We start from the raw sequence: 16,207 nt of genomic DNA, 5'->3' as shown, positions 1-16,207 counted from the left end.
CTGACAACTTGATTATGGTATAATGAGAACATGAAAATTCTAGTTTTATTGATTGTCGCCTATTTGCTGGGGTCTATCCCAACAGGCCTTTGGATTGGAAAGTACATTTACCATATCAACTTACGCGAACATGGTAGCGGAAATACCGGCACGACTAACACATTTCGGATTCTAGGTGCCAAGGCTGGTATCATAACCTTTATCATTGACATGCTCAAGGGAACCATTGCGGTGCTACTGCCGATCCTTTGTGGGGTGACGACTGTTTCGCCTATCGTCTTTGGATTGATAGCTATCCTCGGTCATACCTTTCCTATTTTTGCAGGCTTCAAAGGAGGCAAGGCCGTGGCAACCAGTGCTGGAGTGCTCTTGGGATTTGCGCCGACCTTTCTCCTCTATCTGGCAGTTATCTTTGTCATCAGCCTTTATCTTTTCAGTATGATTTCCCTATCCAGCGTAGCGGTGTCAGTGGCGGCTATTCTTAGCGCCCTAATTTTTCCAACCTTTCATCTTATCCTAGATGGCTATGACCCACTCTTTACAGTTATCATTATTATCATTGCCAGTCTCATCATCATCCGCCATAAGGACAACATGCTGCGCATCAAAAATAAAGAGGAGAACCTAGTCCCCTGGGGCTTGAATCTAAGTCAACAGAAAAAGAAGAAAAATTGATTTCTTCTTTTTTTCCATTAGTCCAGAAATTGTCTCAGTAGAATTACCTCTACACATTAGAAAAAGCAGGCTAAGTCTGATTATTAGACTTAGCCTGCTTCTTATTTAACATTTCTATGCTTACCATGCAGTCCTAGGGAAACAGACTTAAAAGATAAATTAGGTGGCCAGTTTATTTTCCGTAACTTCTGCGGCGTAGAGCATAAGAACAAAGGCTAGTAAGGGACAAGCCCAAGAGAACCATCACTATTGATTCTTGGTCGCCTGTCGTTGGTAGGCTAGTTTGATGTGCTGTTGCTTCTGGTTTAGCTGCTGCCTTGTAGTTAACAGCAACGGAAATCACTTCGTTTTGTGCTGATTTGAAGGCTGAAGCTTTTGGTTGAATGGCACTTGAAGCAGCTGGCTCCTCAGCTTGTTTTGGTTGAACTGCTTGAGCACCTGGGTAATCTTTGGCGTCCTTAGTATCAGTGCCTACGATTAATTCTAAGTAGTCAGCGAAGCCATCCTTGTCTGTATCCAATGCCGAATCAACTGAGATACTGCGTGAATTTGGATTGATGACAGCATATTGTGAAAGATTGGCAGTTTGAAGATAATCTGCAAAAACGGTATCCATTGATGGGCCTTCTTCGCGTGGGCCACCAAGCATATCATAGCCATCACCACCTGCAGCCAAGAAATCATTGGTTACCAGATAATAATTTTCTGTAGCATTCAAGGGTTTATAAGTGTTGGTTTCTGGATCAAAGATCTCAACAGATAAAATACGTTTTTCTGGCTCTAACTTCGTATCATAGTACACTTTAGCACCGGCAATTTGCAGGAAACCACCGCTTGGTTCCAAGAGAGGATTGTCGTTTTCGTCTAAGACAGGATTACCGTTTTCATCTGCTTGAAGGATAGAACCCAGTGATTTTTTGAACATATCCTTGATCTGTTGACCAGTAACAGCAATTTGGGCAACGTTATTACCAAATGGAAGGACAGCGATAATATCCCCCTTTGTCACTGGTTTGTCTTTAGCGATTGTTTCACGAAGGCCACCACCATTGGTTACAGCCAAGTTTGATTTGTGGCTGAAACCTGTTTGACCATAATCAAGCAGAGCATCTGCAACGACATTACCAAGGTTAGTTTCACGGACACGAACATTTTCCCGTTGTCCACTCAGCTCAACAGGGCTATTTGGAATAACAACTTTAGCACTGTCGGCTTTATATTTAGCTTGAATAGCTTCAACCATTGACTTAACATTGGTTTCAGGAGTTACGTTTTTGGCATCAGCTGCTGAAAGCAAAGCGTTACTTAAAACTTCTTTTGAATTCAGCTTAATGATACCGACGTTATTTAGGTAACTACCAGTTTGGTTGTAGGTGACATTGCCAAAAGTTTCAGTCTTAGCTGTGTGAGAGTGACCATCCAAGACAATGACCTTCTTGCCAGCTAACTCTTTATTCTCCGATAAAGCTTTTGCCAGCGTGTCCCCACGCCATTCTTCTTTAGTGGTTGTGTCCACACCCAAGTGAGCTAAAATAATGTAGTTATTGTAGGCCTTTCCTTCTGCTCGAGCTTGTGCCTCTGTCTGAGCAATGACATTGTTTACTTCTGTAATCGGATCAGTGAAAGTTACACCAACAACGTTCTTAGGGTGTGTCTTTGTAGCTGTTTCTGGAGTGGTAACACCGATAACAACAAACTCATCGCCATCAACTGATTTATTTTTATCAATAATTGTAGAAGCTTGGAACAAACGTGCACCGTCAACATAAACATTAGCACTCACAACTGGGAAGGTCATTTTTTTACTCAATGTCTTCAATTGATCAAGTCCAAAGTCAAACTCATGATTTCCCAAAGTCATGGCGTCATAACCAGCAGCGTTCATAAGAGCTACAGCATCTTCACCTTTACTATTGTTGGTAATTGGAAGCCCTTGTGTTGCGTCACCAGAATCTAATACTAGAGTTTCTTCTTTTTGACGAGATTCCTCAGCAACACCAGCTAATTTAGACATACCAATGACACCATTCTTAGCTTCTTCTGCAAAACGACCGTGCATATCGTTGGTGTGAAGAATTGTCACTTCATCTTCAGGCTGCGTAGCTGTTTCCTGATCAGTAACTGGTGCACTGACTAGAGTTTCAGCCACTGATTTTTCAGCTGGTAGCGTTGTAGCCAGTGTTGTTTGCTCTGTCACATTAGTCTCAGCACTTACTGTCTCCGTAGAGGTTTGAGGTGCTGCAGTACCAGTATTATCTTGTCCTGTTTGTGTCGTCTGAATTGCTGCCACTTCAGACTGAGGCTGTTGCGCTTGCACAGCTGTAGAAGGCGTGCTAGCTTCTGACGCTTGATTCGTCGCTTCCTCTGCATAGGCTTGATTTGTCAAAATGGCTGTTGACAATAGCAAAGCAGGGATAATCATTGATTTCTTTCTCATAAAATCCTCCAAATAGATTTATTTTTCTATTATACCATTTAAACGAACGATTTGAATGTATTTTTAAAAAAAGTTATCATTTTCCCGCACAAAAAACTCTTTTGATAACTTGAATCATCAAAAGAGTTCGTTTTCTTTATGCTTGATAAACAACCTGACCATCGCAGATAGTGTATTTAACCACACCTTGCAATTTTTCTCCGATGAATGGAGAGTTGGATGCTTTAGAGGCAAAATGTTCTGATACAAGACGCTCTTCCTTGTCAGCAAAAATCACGATGTCAGCTGGGCCATTTTCAGCCAAATATCCCGCATCAAAATCATACATGCCTGCTGGATTGACGGTCATCTTTGTCAAAAGTTCAGACAGTGTTAAGTCGCCAGTGGCTACTAAATTAGTAAGCCCTAGAGACAGCGAAGTCTCAAGTCCTGTCATGCCAGATGGTGCCTTTGTGATGTCAGCAACATTCTTCTCATTAGCGTGGTGAGGGGCGTGGTCTGTTGCAATGACTGAGATAACACCCGATTTGAGACCTTCGATAACAGCCAAGCGATCTTTTTCTGTTCGCAAAGGCGGGTTCATCTTAGCATTGGCACCTTTTATCAGTAGTAAGTCTTCTGTTTTTGAAAAATGCTGCGGTGCTGCTTCGGCAGTTACAGGTGCACCCAAAGACTGAGCAAATTCAACAACCTTGACAGACTCGGCCTTAGACAGATGCTGAATATGCAGGTGTGCTTGACGGTCATAGGCAATCATAACATCCCGCGCTATCATACTGTATTCTGCGACACCTGTTGCACCACAAAAATGAAATTTATCACGAGCGATGCCTTCATTGAAACCGAGAATTCCATTGAGTTCAGGATCCTCTTCATGCAAAGCGATAAAAGTATCATTGGCTTTAGCTAAGTCCAGAGCTTCCTTAACCACTTTAGAGCTTTGCAGCGGAATGCCGTCATCTGAAAAAGATACCGCACCAGCTGCCAAAAGTGCTTTAAAATCAGTCAAATGCTGACCATCAAAGTTTTTAGTCACGGTTGCGTTGGTGTAGATATGAATATTTTCTTTGTCGGCACTAGCAAGGACTTCTTTGAGAGTTTCGACATCAGAAATGGTTGGGTTAGTGTTAGCCATCATGACAACTGTGGTAAATCCACCTGCCGCCGCAGCCAAGGCACCTGTATGAATGTCTTCCTTATGAGTTTGACCTGGTTCACGAAAATGGACGTGAATGTCAATCAAACCTGGCGCCACAACCAGACCCGTCGCATCAATGACATCTGCAGCATCCATCTCGATCTGCTCTGCTATTTTCACAACCTTTTTACCATCCACAAGGACGTCACAAACTTTATCGAATTGCGATTTAGGGTCGAGCACACGACCATTTTTAATCAGTAACATAGAAACTCCTTCTTAGTTTAGCCAGTCAATCGGCGTAAGTCCATCCTCTGCCAAATAATGATTTGCCCTTGAAAAAGGCTTTGAGCCAAAGAAACCACGGTAAGCAGACAGAGGACTGGGGTGAGCAGACTCAATCACGTGGTGAATAGGATTACTAATCAACGTCTTCTTCTTCCTAGCATAACCGCCCCAGAGAATAAAGGTGACAGGGTGATTCTGTTGGTTAACGACTTTGATGATTGCATCGGTAAAAGGTTCCCAAATCAAGCCAGCATGACCATTAGCATTCCCAGCAGGGACTGTCAGGCAGGCGTTGAGGAGAAGAACCCCTTGCTGCGCCCAAGTCGTCAGGTCATGATGAGAACGCTGGCCAATATCATCTGCCAATTCTTTAAGGATATTTTGGAGGGATGGCGGAGCGGGGATATCATCAGGAACTGAGAAAGACAGACCCTGTGCTTGTTTTGGTCCATGGTAAGGGTCTTGTCCAATAATAACCACCTTAACCGATTCAAGCGGCGTTGTCTGAATAGCATTAAAAACCTTATTCCTTGGTGGATAAACGTTCTCTTGGCTATAAACCTCATCCATGAAATGATTGATTCGGGCATAGTAGCCTTCAGGCAATTCCTGCTTAATCAAATCATGCCAAGTCGAATGCTGCATATCCTCTCCTAACATTTTCCAATCAAATCAAGTTTAGCTGTCGCCAACACATGACCTTCTAATTGATGCAAGAGGTCATTCATGTAAAAGCCATCAGTCAAATCCAATTCCTTGTCCAAAGCATAAACCGTCAATGTGTAAAAATGATCCTTATCTGGCGGATATGGCCCCATATAACCATCATCAATAGAAGAATAATCCGCCGTCAAAAACTTGCTAGTTAAAGAATTCTTTCCTTTAACATGCTGATGATTTAAACGCGCGAAATCTTCTTCAATGCTAATCTTATCAGCTGGTACATTTGCCACCACCCAATGAATATAAGCAAAGCCACAAACAGGAATGGAGTCATAATCTACCAAGGTCCAAGCAAAACTTTTGGTCTCGTCTGGTGCATGCACAATCTCAAAAGGAAATGAGATGACAGCATTGCCTAAAACCTGTGTTTCAGCCTTTTTACTGTATTTGTCTGGAATAATTTTTTCTTCAAAACTTGTTTTAATCCTCATGACGCAACCTCCATTGACACTTGATGTCTTTAAAATCCGTTTAATCTTGCCATGTTTCTTGATTTTCTTTGAATTTCTTCAAAAGCTGCAAACCATCAGCATTGATATATCCTTGAACTTTTGCAACCTTAATTAGTTCTGAGTAATTTGATAGTGTCACCAATTTGACACCAGCTTTTTCAAAATTTTCTGTTGCCTTTGGCAATTCATAGGTGAAGATGGCTGCCACACCAAGCACATCAGCACCTTCACGTTCTGCTGCCGCAACAGCATCCAGTACTGAGCCACCAGTTGAAATTAAGTCTTCAATGATGACCATTTTTTGCCCTTTAGCCACACGGCCTTCAATCTGGTTACCAGCACCATGATCTTTTGGTTTCGAACGGATGTAGGCGAATGGCAGATTCATCTTGTCGGCAATAATAGCACCGTGCGGAATGCCTGCTGTCGCTGTTCCTGCAATGACTTCCACGTCTGGAAATTCTTCTTTAATTTTTTCAACAAAACCATTTTCAATCAAAGTACGCGTCTCTGGGTAAGAAAGTGTGATGCGATTGTCTGTATAGATTGGCGATTTGATGCCAGAAGCCCATGTAAAAGGATCTTCAGGCTTGAGATAGACCGCCTTGATGTCCAATAAATCTGATGCAATTTGTGATGCCAATGTCATTGTGGTTCTCCTTTATAAAAGTTCAATAGTTGATATAAAATATTGCTCTAAAAACTGTATTTTTTCTTGAATCGTCTCAAGACTGAGTCTCTCATCTGGCGAGGTCAAAATCCACTTGTCCTCTACATCGTCTGCACGATGAATGATGGCTACCAGCTCACCTTCAAAAGTCTTCAAAGGTTGAGTGACCTTCTCAGAAATGATGTAAACATCCTATTCCTCACCATCACCAGCCAATAAACCTGGAACGTAACCGTAATTGACCGGATAAACATTTCCAAACTTATCCTGATAGCCAATCGGTCTGTCAATGATAACCTTGAATGTCTGTCTAGCCATTCCATTCTGCCTTGATAGCTTGATAAGCAGCCACTGGATCTTCAGCTTGCGTAATTGGGCGACCAACTACGATGTAGTCTGAACCAATAGCACGCGCGTCTGCTGGTGTCATGACACGTTTTTGGTCGCCAGTAGCAGAGCCCGCTGGACGAATACCCGGTGTTAAGCAGACAAAGTCCTCTGACGTTGCTGCTTTGATAGCTTCAACTTCATGAGCAGAGCAGACTACACCATCAAGACCAGCTTCCGCCGTTTTTTTCGCGTAATGAACAACAGATTCCGCTAAACTGGTTTGAATGTTTTGGAAATCATGCATTTGTTTTTCTGATGTTGATGTTAATTGTGTCACAGCAATCAGCTTCGGTCCAGAGCCAAGTCCTTCACGCGCAGCCCTCATCATCTCAACGCCACCAGCCGCATGGACATTAGTCATATCTACGCCAAGCTTAGCCAGCACAGCCATTGCCGACTTAACCGTATTAGGAATATCGTGCAATTTCAAATCAAGAAAAACCGAATGCCCCAGCGATTTCACGTAGGAAACAATCTCTGGACCAGCCGCATAATAAAGCTCCATACCAATCTTGACGTAGAGCTTTTCCTCCGCTGGGAAAAGAGCTAGGAAAGCTTTCACATCCTCAAAAGAAGGAAAGTCGAGGGCAACAATGGGACGATTTTCGCGCATAAACATGATACCTTAGGGCATCAAAATCCAGTTGAAAATAGAAAACTGACGCAGAGCCCTTAAGACTCTAAGAAGTTTCTCTTTTTCACTAGGATTTCAGCCCGAGTTCAAATAAACTCTATCCTTTCTAAACACAAATAAAACCTTGCCAAAGGGCAAGGTTACACGAAAAATCTGGGTACACAGCACCCTTTATAATCTGTGAACCTTTCTCGCCTCTCTGGACTCGATTAAAGGTTATTTAGTTGTATATATTATACCCTTTTTATAGGGCAAAGTCAAAAAATGACTTGACTTGTAGGTGGTAGAATTTTTTGAATAATCGCTGCCATATTTTCTACAAGATATTGTACATAAATTAGCCAAAGGAGTTAATAGCATGGAAGCTGTTGCTTATTCTAATTTCAGACAAAATCTCAAGCACTACATGAAGCAGGTCAATGAAGACGCTGAGGCTCTAATTGTCACTTCAAAAAAACGTTGAGGATACAGTCGTCGTACTCTCAAAACGTGATTACGACAGTATGCAAGAAAACTTCCATATCATGTCTAATAACTACTTGATGGATAAAATGAGACGAGGAAATCAGCAATTTAAGGAAGGTTCATTTCTTTCCCATGAACTCCTCGAGGTAAAAGAGGATGATTAAAGCTTGGTCTGATGATGCTTGGAAAGACTATATGTATTGGTATGACCAAAGCAATAAAGCAACGATTGAGAAGATTAACCGTCACATAAAAGAAATTGATCGAAGCCCGTTTTCAGGGATTGGAAAACCTGAACCACTTAAACATGACTTATCTGGCAAATGGTCCAGACGGATTACAGATGAGCATCGACTGATCTATCGTGTTGATAAGAAAATACTATACATTTATTCTTGTAAAGACCACTATTAAAGCCCTTGGAGATGCATTTCCCAAAGAGCTTTTTTACATATCTAAAAAACTCTTACCACTTACCTTGACTGTTGGAAAATGGCTGAGCTAGTTTCCTCGTAGGCTCTCCCGCACTTCACGTCGAAGAGTTTCAAGGTCTGTCACGCCATATTTGTCCATGACTTCTGGCAAACGGTCAATGATATTTAGACAGGTATATGGATCTGTGAAGTTTGCCGTCCCAACGCCAATAGCTGACGCTCCCGCAATCATCATCTCCAGCGCAGCTTCTGCACTGTCAACGCCTCCCATACCGATAATCGGCAAATCAGATGCCAACGCTACCTGACGAATAAGTTTTAGTGCTACTGGGAAAACGGCTGGCCCAGACATACCACCTTGACCATTGGCAATGATAGGCTGACGTGTTTTTAGATCATAGCGCGTACCAACTAAGGTATTAATCATCGTAAAACCAGTTGCACCAGCTTCTTCGACTGCCTTGGCCACCGTTGTGATATCTGCCACACTAGGTGTCAACTTGACATAGACAGGAACTTCCGAAACTCCTACTGCTGCCTTAACTGCTGCGTAAGCCAGTTCTGGCACTTGACCAATAAGCAGACCGTTATTACCGTGATCAACATTGGGACAGGAAATATTGAGCTCGATAGCCTTGACATTAGGAGCCTGTGAAACTTTCTCAGATACATAGGCATATTCGTCATTTGAAAAGCCTGCCACATTGGCAATGATAGGTAATTCTGGAAAATGCTGCGCTAGCCAAGGTAACTTTTCAGCCAAGACGACATCGACACCAGGATTTTGCAGACCAATGGCATTGAGCATACCAGAGGGTGTTTCTGCCACACGTGGTGTTGGATTGCCGAAACGCGCTTCCTGAGTTGTCGCCTTGATCATGATTGAACCCAATTTATTCAAATCATAATATTTAGCATACTCCTGACCAAATCCAAAGCAGCCTGATGCTGGGATGATAGGATTCTTCAAATCAAGACCTGGCAAACTAACTTTTAAACGATTTTCTGACATGACAAACCTCCTCCTTATAGAATGATTGTGCCTGTTTCAAAAACAGGGCCATCTTCACAAACACGCTTATTGGCTGCCTCTGCTTGGTCACGCAAATGCACGACACAGGCATAACAAGCTCCCATGCCGCAAGCCATACGTGATTCCGTTGATAAGTAGGCATGTGGATGGTTTTCAAACTTTTTATCGACATACTTTAGCATGCCAGGTGCTCCACAGGCATAAACCGCGTCAGCAACTTTTTCAAACGTATCAATAACGGTCGAAACATAACCCTTGGTACCGTAAGAGCCATCATCTGTCGTCACAATCACTTCACCATACTGGCGCAGCTCTTCTTCCAAAATGACAGCTGACTCAGTCGCAAAGCCAAGCACCGACTTGACCTTGACACCTTTAGCCTGTAGTTGTTTGGCGAGTTCAAGTAAAGGAGGAACACCGATACCACCGCCTACCAGTAAAGCAGAATCACCTTTTTTCAAAAAAGAGATATCAAAACCATTTCCCTGAGGTCCCATACAATCCAGATAGTCACCAGATTTCACCTGAGACATTAGCTTCGTTCCGGCCCCTTCAATACGATAGATAATCGTTGCTTGATTATTAATCTTATCTACTTGAGAAATAGATATGGGACGACGTAACAATTTACTGGGATCTGGTACTCGAATATGCAAAAACTGTCCAATCCCCATCTCAGCAACCAGTTTTCCTTGTAAAACCAGCTTAAAAATCTTTGGAGCAATTTCAGTCTGCTCAACAACTAGCATATTTTCCTTCAATAACATGAACTATCCTTTCTCAGCAACTCTGCTTTTTCTACAAAAAAACCTTGCCCCAAGGCAAGGTCGCATGAAAATTAGGCAGAAAACTCCTGACTATTATTCTTGTCACCTTTTGCAGCCTCTCTGGACTCAATTAAAGGTTTTTAAATTTCTATAATTGTAACTTGAATCTATAGACTTGTCAAGCTTTACACATAGGCCTGATAAGACAAGATTTGTAAGTCAGCTTTATCAGCTTGAGCAGTTAGTTCTGACAAGAGGCTGTCAATGCGACTATCCTCGGCCAACTGGTTTTGACCGAACAAAATGAGATAGATGCTGTCTGAACTTTGCGCAGCATTTTCCTTAGCAGCATCTCTCTCGACAATAGCCTGTATTTGCTCCAACAAAATAATAGACTCGCTAATATCATCTGCCGCACCAAAGAAGCGGTCAAAAGCATTATAGAAGTTAATCTCCTTTTTCAAGTCCTCTTGCGCATCCAAAACATAGACCTGACTATTCCCTCTATCAAAAAGAAAGTGGCGAATCATTTTGACCACATCGTCTTTATTGCCTGGCAAAAGTTCTATGGTGTCATCAAACTCAGGAACTTCTTCCTGCTTTTCATTTGTTTTATTTTTCGGGGGCAAGGGCAGAGCGTCAATTTTAGCTAGTAATTCTTCTTTTTTAGCTTCTACTTCCTTTTGATCAACAAATTGTAACGGAGAGAAAATTAGCGGATTATCAGCACCTTCCTTCAGAGACATATTAACAACACGTAAAGAAGAAAAAACATCTGCCAAAATACCAAATACATTGGGCCTGCTATCTCCAAGAATAGCCTTAAAAACAGACTTTGACAGACAAGTATCTAACAAGTGATCAATCCCTAGAATCCACCGATCCACAATTTCCAAAGTATGATTCATCACTTTAAAAGACTCTTCTTCATACCAATAAGTTGCTTTTAATAACTTTTCTTGTTCTTCCAAAGCATCAATAGCTGTCACAATATCCGCTAAATCAGATTGAATAAGAAAAGGGGAAAATGATGCTCCCAACAATGAAGGCGTTTTCTCCACCAGAATAATTTCATCTCTAAAAAGGGTCAAATAATGGATGCTGACAAGCAATTTCTGAATTAACAATTGATGACTATTTTCTTCTGCTCTCTTCATTTCTTTCAACACCCTCACATTACAATTTGATGACAAAAATAACTACTATTACTATATCACACAGAAGAGAAAAGAGCAACGCTAAGGCTGCTCTTTCGCTTGTGATAAAACATCTTATTTTTTCACATCTTGTTTGTAAAATTCTTGCAAAGCTTCTTGCCATGTTGGGATGACAAAACCAGTTGCTTTTGCCTTTTTCAAGCTCATGGTTGAATTGAAGGGAGCCAATCCATCAGTTGTGATCCTTAATGAAATCCAAAATGCCCTCATAGCCTAAGTCAGAGTTTGCTCCGCCAATCCCTAGTTAAACAATTCTTCATCAGTACCTCCTGATGTCAAAATCATTTGACTATGTCATTGCACTATTTGAGAGGTTGTTAATTGCCTCATTTCGCTAATTCTTTAAAGGCCTCTAAGTGGCGTGATAAGACGGAGCTTGCTACCTCATCAACACTAGCTTGATTAGCCATAATAGTCTCTGCCTGCTCGTTTTTGACTAAAGCGTTGTAATCAACTAAGACATACTCTGGTTTGTTGTTTTTTTTTTTTTTAATAACAGCTGTATCATTGCTATCCACCATATGAACCACCTTTGAAAAATCAAAAATACAGGATAAAACCAACCTAAAATACTTCTTTCTGAAAAAGATATGCTTTTTAGAAAGTTTAATATTAAAATATAGAACCTAAATAAAAACGACTATTTCAGTTGTAAGGTAAGCACCCAATGACAGAGGGCATTGGACACTTACCTTTAATTTTGTTCAATTATATGAATTTACAAAATTCAGTTTATTTGCTTTCTTCCATATTACCATACCATCTATCACGAACAATATGAAAAAAATTAACGCAATAATCCCACATGAATTTAAAATCATGATAATTGCATAAGGTTTCTTGATATAAAGTATTCCTGAACCATGCCTTAAAATTGTCATATTTTTATCTGTAACAACAACTGGTTTAGTAAATTTTTTAAAATCTTTAGTTGAAATCACATATTGATTTTTACGGAAATTCGTATTTCCCTCATATTTATCAAAATAGATATAATATGTCTTATCCAATTGTAAGATAAACTGCCCTTCCGTATAATCAATAGGATTTCTCAATGCAAAGCTTAGAAAATCCTCTTTGATTAACTTCCAACTCTTAAGGTCATTAGACTGATAATAATCAATTTTCTTTTGATATTCATCCTTGACTAATAAATGGTATACTCCATTTCTGTAAAATATACTAGGATCAATGTAGTTTTTACTAGACTTCAAATTTAGCTTCCAAGACTTCTTTGATATAAAATCATCCATGTCCATTTGAGATATGTAGAGACTGTGTTGAAAAATAGTTTCATTATTTTTATCAAGCGTTTGTCCCCTGTCATTAGCAGCCGAAAGTAAATAAACAGTTTGATTATTTTTATCCTCAAAAAATTCTGGTGCCCATACCTTTTGAACTTTCCTTCCTTGCTTTTTAGCAATTTTACGAATACCAAGATTAACGTGATGAGGAGTTAGATGATAAACATCATAGCCAGTATATATTGTTGTCTCAAAGTCTTGAGTAAAATTATAATTTGTAACAGCACCATATATCCTGCCACTTTTATCTTGCCATAAGGACATGTCTCTACCTGGCATCTCTTCTGAAGTATAGGATTTCATTTTACTCAATTTGTTCGGTTCACCTAATGATGCCTTATAAAAAATAAATCCATGATTTTGAGTCCAATCACCATCAGGCATAAAACTATAAAGAACCTCTGAACTTGTCATAAAATGAGAAATTATAAATCTAAGTGAAAAAAGAATAGCAGTTATTACTAAAACTACTTTTGATTTATAAAAAGCCCCACCAAACAGTCTCAAAATAGTTCTCCTTCTAAAAAAACTAAGTTTATTTCTTCAAATATTTCATTGAATAAAATACAAAATCACTATACGGAATTTTTGAAGTCAAATAGATAACAAAAACACTTCCAAACCACCCCATACATCAGCCAATACAAATATGAATAAAAATGTTGTCAATTCCAAGTTTCAAAAGCAATATCCTTGTTACACTTACTATCGGTACATGTAACAGATAAATGATTATACTATCTTTACCAAGTTTTCTGAAATATGGCCCAAATTTACTAATTTGATTCATAATGGGATAACTTGCAAATGCCAAAAGTATAGAAATAGGAAATATCAACCCTAAGAGACCTGGTGTATCATACGATATATAAAAATCTGGTTTACTCAATTCCCAAAGTATCATAAAAATAGCAATAATCAGCAAAGTTGAACTTGTAATAAGTTTCCAATACTTTTCCCAAAACTTAGTCAATTCAGATTTTCTTAACCAGTAACCTAAAATAAAGAAGAACGACCACAATAATAGTTTCTGAACAATATATATCCCAACAGTGACTATCATTGATACTCCATAAGCAATGATAGTCACTGTTAGCAGATAATTATGATTTTTAATCCATAGTGTTAGAACACCTAAGGTAGCATAGATCCACCATAAGACATAAAGGTACCACGAAACTCCAAGCGGTGTATGAAAAATACCTAGCAATTCTGAAAAAGAAGCAGGATTTCTGACCGTACTTCCTCCAATACTCTGTAATATGAACTGCACAATTGAATAAAAAATGTAAGGAATTCCAAGTGCAATAGTTTTATACTTCATATACTTAAAATAGCATTTTAAATCCAAGATTGGTTTAAAGGAAAATCCTGATAATGCAAAAAAGACTGGGATGTGGAAGAGATAAAAAAACTTGTATAATGAACAAAAGTGCTGTTTCGCTTGATTCAAAACGATTTGATTCAAACAATCCTAAAACGACATGTCCAAATACTACCATCAGAACCGTTAACCCCTTGCCAAAATCAATCCAATTAATACGATCTGCTCTGATCAATATTATAACTCCTTTTTTCAAAGTTTGAATTCTTTACATTAAATAATTTAGCCATCGCCAGTTAAATTTCTTTTTATACTGAAGAAAGATATAATAAAGTATAAAGGAAACTGATATAGTTAAGAGAAAGATTAGAATTTGCTGTTCAAAAATATTCATTCTAATAATAAATGAAATAATTGCTTTATGAATGACATATAAAAACGTCGAAAAATTTCTAAAAAACAACGCAAACCGAAATTTCAAGCTAGAACTTATTGACCAAATAAATATTACAAGAGCTGTCGGCATTGTTAAAAAAATTTCCTCAGCTGTAGAGATACCATCTAAAAAATTTTGAATAAAAATGTTTTCACAAATGAATAAGATGAGCAGTGCTACCATAGTATATGTATATTTTCGATTGCTTACCTGTTCAATATTCCTACTCTTTGTAACTAATAAATATCCTAAAAAGAGATATGGAAGAGCTCGCACTGTGGTTAATGGAGAGAATATCAGTATACTACTCGGCAAAAACATATAGTATCCCTGAGTGAAAATAAAATATAACTCAATACTAATAAATAATAAAGATAAAATAACAACGGGGACACGCCTGAGTAAATAAATCAAAGTTGGTAATCCATATAATATAGCCAATAAATACCATGATTGACCCCAACCATTATGCTTACCAAATGCTAACAATTCAAAAAGTTGTTTCAATATATTTATAAGAGAGTAATTTCTAGGTAGGTCCTCTTTGAATTGCATTATTAATAGTGGTGTAAATAGGATTTGCCAAGAGATATAGAGTAGAAATATTCTTTTTAGGTATTTTTTAAGATAGGCATTTGAATTAAAATCAAATTTTGTAAAGAAAAAATAACTACTGGTAATTAAGAAAAATGGGACACCTAGTCTCCCTAGCGTTTGTAAACCTACAACTCCTGAATGGATACCAACCACACCTATAGCCATAAGTAACTTAACTAAATCAATCGTATCAAATCTCCGCTCTGCTCTACTCAATAGTATAACTCCTTCTATTTTTCAAACTCTGATTTTTCTGGGAATTTTTCCTCAAAAGCCCGCCTTACTTTCGCAGAACTTTCTTCGTAATCATAATTGTTATTTTCATCATTGATACAGATCACTTTATATTTATTCTTCAACATTGCTTCGACAATTTCATCTTCAGATTCTGCTGAAAAATAATGTCCAAAGTTAATCTTTTGTGGAACAAAACGACCACTCTCAATATTCCAATGTGACATTGTCCAGTGGTTAATATCCTCGATAGACCGAAAACGATGTTGACAAACTTTATCCAAATACTCCCCTTCCAATTCCCAAATCTCTTTAAAAGTTGATTTAAGATGAGGAACTGTTATATGAAAACTTTTATAACCCATGATTCCTGAATAAAAAAGTGCAAAAAGATTATTAACATTAAATATACCATAATCTAGACGGAAAAATTTTCTAACTGACCTCAGGATACGCTTTTTATGATTAGTGAAATGTCTATTGAGCACAATGGTATTATTTAATTCCGTATGACTAAAACTTTCCTTTGGAATAATTGGCTTGTAGATGCCAAAATCTTTAACTTGATCACCAACAAAAAAGTCTTCAGGACTAGTCTGATTGACCAAATAAAAATCATCATTAAATAACACAAATCGTTGACTTAATTCTTCAATACGATGAAGATTCAACTCAATCACTGCTGAGTTATACGTTGGTAAATACTTTTCAGGAATAAATTCTTTGTGAGTGACCACTCGAAGCTTAGGATGATCGGTATTCAACCACTCTGGAACATGACCGTAGGTGATGAAGAAGATTTTATTAACCCAAGGGGCATTCTTCTCAATCCCACGAAACCAATAACGAAATAAATCAGACGGTCTATAGCGCTGAGTATTATCAGCTTCATCAAAAGTTCCATCTGGTGAGTAGGCTTTCTTTTCAGCTAACCAAACGGGATCTGTTCCATCAACCCAAGTCACTACGACATCTATTACATTTTCCAT

At 38.8% G+C, this 16,207-nt stretch carries 16 protein-coding genes and 3 pseudogenes; 3 read left to right on the top strand and 16 right to left on the bottom strand.

The window, feature by feature from the left end:
• Positions 1-30: 30 nt before the first annotated feature.
• The gene (gene plsY, locus A3GS_RS0110735) at positions 31-675 is read left to right on the top strand and encodes a glycerol-3-phosphate 1-O-acyltransferase PlsY (RefSeq protein WP_018365396.1); all 645 of its coding nucleotides are present in this window, start codon (positions 31-33) and stop codon (positions 673-675) included.
• A gap of 172 nt (positions 676-847) precedes the next feature.
• Here plsY and nt5e read toward each other — a convergent pair whose 3' ends face one another.
• The 7 genes and pseudogenes from nt5e to pyrF form a co-directional block, all read right to left on the bottom strand.
• Positions 848-3,112, bottom strand: coding sequence for a cell surface ecto-5'-nucleotidase Nt5e (nt5e, locus tag A3GS_RS0110730; RefSeq protein ID WP_018365395.1), 2,265 nt, complete (start codon positions 3,110-3,112; stop codon positions 848-850).
• A gap of 136 nt (positions 3,113-3,248) precedes the next feature.
• Entirely contained in the window at positions 3,249-4,517 is a 1,269-nt protein-coding gene (locus A3GS_RS0110725; protein WP_018365394.1) for a dihydroorotase, read from the bottom strand.
• A 12-nt stretch (positions 4,518-4,529) separates the two neighbouring features.
• On the bottom strand, positions 4,530-5,183 hold the full coding sequence (locus tag A3GS_RS0110720; RefSeq protein ID WP_018365393.1) for a uracil-DNA glycosylase: 654 nt from the start codon (positions 5,181-5,183) through the stop codon (positions 4,530-4,532).
• An 8-nt stretch (positions 5,184-5,191) separates the two neighbouring features.
• On the bottom strand, positions 5,192-5,692 hold the full coding sequence (locus tag A3GS_RS0110715) for a YbhB/YbcL family Raf kinase inhibitor-like protein (protein WP_018365392.1): 501 nt from the start codon (positions 5,690-5,692) through the stop codon (positions 5,192-5,194).
• Between the two features lie 40 nt (positions 5,693-5,732).
• Positions 5,733-6,362: an orotate phosphoribosyltransferase gene (pyrE, locus tag A3GS_RS0110710; protein ID WP_018365391.1), complete on the bottom strand. Its 630-nt coding sequence runs from the start codon at positions 6,360-6,362 to the stop codon at positions 5,733-5,735.
• A 12-nt stretch (positions 6,363-6,374) separates the two neighbouring features.
• A pseudogene (locus A3GS_RS11925) lies at positions 6,375-6,701 on the bottom strand (inorganic diphosphatase).
• A complete protein-coding gene (gene pyrF / locus A3GS_RS0110700; protein WP_018365388.1) occupies positions 6,694-7,386 on the bottom strand; it encodes an orotidine-5'-phosphate decarboxylase in 693 nt (230 codons plus the stop codon). Before pyrF ends, A3GS_RS11925 begins: the two are co-directional and overlap by 8 nt.
• A gap of 379 nt (positions 7,387-7,765) precedes the next feature.
• Here pyrF and A3GS_RS11920 point away from each other — a divergent pair.
• Positions 7,766-8,036, top strand: a pseudogene (locus A3GS_RS11920) (type II toxin-antitoxin system Phd/YefM family antitoxin).
• Positions 8,029-8,286 (top strand): Txe/YoeB family addiction module toxin, encoded by a 258-nt coding sequence (locus A3GS_RS0110690; protein ID WP_018365386.1) that lies wholly within the window; start codon positions 8,029-8,031, stop codon positions 8,284-8,286. Before A3GS_RS11920 ends, A3GS_RS0110690 begins: the two are co-directional and overlap by 8 nt.
• Positions 8,287-8,373: 87 nt before the next feature.
• Here the strand turns inward: A3GS_RS0110690 and A3GS_RS0110685 are convergent, their stop codons facing one another.
• The 9 genes and pseudogenes from A3GS_RS0110685 to A3GS_RS0110645 form a co-directional block, all read right to left on the bottom strand.
• Complete coding sequence (locus A3GS_RS0110685; RefSeq protein ID WP_018365385.1) at positions 8,374-9,318, bottom strand: dihydroorotate dehydrogenase; 945 nt, start codon at positions 9,316-9,318, stop codon at positions 8,374-8,376.
• Between the two features lie 14 nt (positions 9,319-9,332).
• Complete coding sequence (locus A3GS_RS0110680; RefSeq protein ID WP_018365384.1) at positions 9,333-10,106, bottom strand: dihydroorotate dehydrogenase electron transfer subunit; 774 nt, start codon at positions 10,104-10,106, stop codon at positions 9,333-9,335.
• A 185-nt stretch (positions 10,107-10,291) separates the two neighbouring features.
• A complete protein-coding gene (locus tag A3GS_RS0110675) occupies positions 10,292-11,263 on the bottom strand; it encodes a hypothetical protein (RefSeq protein WP_018365383.1) in 972 nt (323 codons plus the stop codon).
• Positions 11,264-11,377: 114 nt separating this feature from the next.
• Positions 11,378-11,485: pseudogene (locus A3GS_RS12835) on the bottom strand (dTDP-4-dehydrorhamnose reductase); the annotation flags it as partial.
• Between the two features lie 164 nt (positions 11,486-11,649).
• Complete coding sequence (locus A3GS_RS0110665) at positions 11,650-11,913, bottom strand: hypothetical protein (protein WP_051069785.1); 264 nt, start codon at positions 11,911-11,913, stop codon at positions 11,650-11,652.
• A 114-nt stretch (positions 11,914-12,027) separates the two neighbouring features.
• Positions 12,028-13,134 carry a glycoside hydrolase family protein gene (locus A3GS_RS0110660; protein ID WP_018365380.1) on the bottom strand — a complete coding sequence of 369 codons (1,107 nt, stop codon included), beginning with the start codon at positions 13,132-13,134 and terminating at the stop codon, positions 12,028-12,030.
• A 127-nt stretch (positions 13,135-13,261) separates the two neighbouring features.
• Positions 13,262-14,080: an acyltransferase family protein gene (locus A3GS_RS11915; RefSeq protein ID WP_240430917.1), complete on the bottom strand. Its 819-nt coding sequence runs from the start codon at positions 14,078-14,080 to the stop codon at positions 13,262-13,264.
• Positions 14,081-14,219: 139 nt separating this feature from the next.
• Positions 14,220-15,200, bottom strand: coding sequence for an acyltransferase family protein (locus tag A3GS_RS0110650; RefSeq protein ID WP_018365379.1), 981 nt, complete (start codon positions 15,198-15,200; stop codon positions 14,220-14,222).
• Between the two features lie 14 nt (positions 15,201-15,214).
• Complete coding sequence (locus A3GS_RS0110645; RefSeq protein WP_018365378.1) at positions 15,215-16,207, bottom strand: Stealth CR1 domain-containing protein; 993 nt, start codon at positions 16,205-16,207, stop codon at positions 15,215-15,217.

The sequence above is a fragment of the Streptococcus caballi DSM 19004 genome (assembly GCF_000379985.1).
Lineage (GTDB): Bacteria > Bacillota > Bacilli > Lactobacillales > Streptococcaceae > Streptococcus > Streptococcus caballi.
The sequence above is the reverse complement of the archived record's forward strand: the minus strand, read 5'-3'. Positions and strand labels throughout refer to the sequence as shown.

Excerpts from the sequence above, each read along its gene's own strand:
- A3GS_RS0110680 (WP_018365384.1), bottom strand. The coding sequence starts at position 10,106 with ATGTTATTGAAGGAAAATATGCTAGTTGTTGAGCAGACTGAAATTGCT.
- A3GS_RS0110645 (WP_018365378.1), bottom strand. The coding sequence starts at position 16,207 with ATGGAAAATGTAATAGATGTCGTAGTGACTTGGGTTGATGGAACAGAT.
- nt5e (WP_018365395.1), bottom strand. The coding sequence starts at position 3,112 with ATGAGAAAGAAATCAATGATTATCCCTGCTTTGCTATTGTCAACAGCC.
- A3GS_RS0110720 (WP_018365393.1), bottom strand. The coding sequence starts at position 5,183 with ATGCAGCATTCGACTTGGCATGATTTGATTAAGCAGGAATTGCCTGAA.
- A3GS_RS0110690 (WP_018365386.1), top strand. The coding sequence starts at position 8,029 with ATGATTAAAGCTTGGTCTGATGATGCTTGGAAAGACTATATGTATTGG.
- plsY (WP_018365396.1), top strand. The coding sequence starts at position 31 with ATGAAAATTCTAGTTTTATTGATTGTCGCCTATTTGCTGGGGTCTATC.
- A3GS_RS0110725 (WP_018365394.1), bottom strand. The coding sequence starts at position 4,517 with ATGTTACTGATTAAAAATGGTCGTGTGCTCGACCCTAAATCGCAATTC.
- pyrE (WP_018365391.1), bottom strand. The coding sequence starts at position 6,362 with ATGACATTGGCATCACAAATTGCATCAGATTTATTGGACATCAAGGCG.
- A3GS_RS0110685 (WP_018365385.1), bottom strand. The coding sequence starts at position 9,318 with ATGTCAGAAAATCGTTTAAAAGTTAGTTTGCCAGGTCTTGATTTGAAG.
- A3GS_RS0110715 (WP_018365392.1), bottom strand. The coding sequence starts at position 5,692 with ATGAGGATTAAAACAAGTTTTGAAGAAAAAATTATTCCAGACAAATAC.
- pyrF (WP_018365388.1), bottom strand. The coding sequence starts at position 7,386 with ATGCGCGAAAATCGTCCCATTGTTGCCCTCGACTTTCCTTCTTTTGAG.
- A3GS_RS0110675 (WP_018365383.1), bottom strand. The coding sequence starts at position 11,263 with ATGAAGAGAGCAGAAGAAAATAGTCATCAATTGTTAATTCAGAAATTG.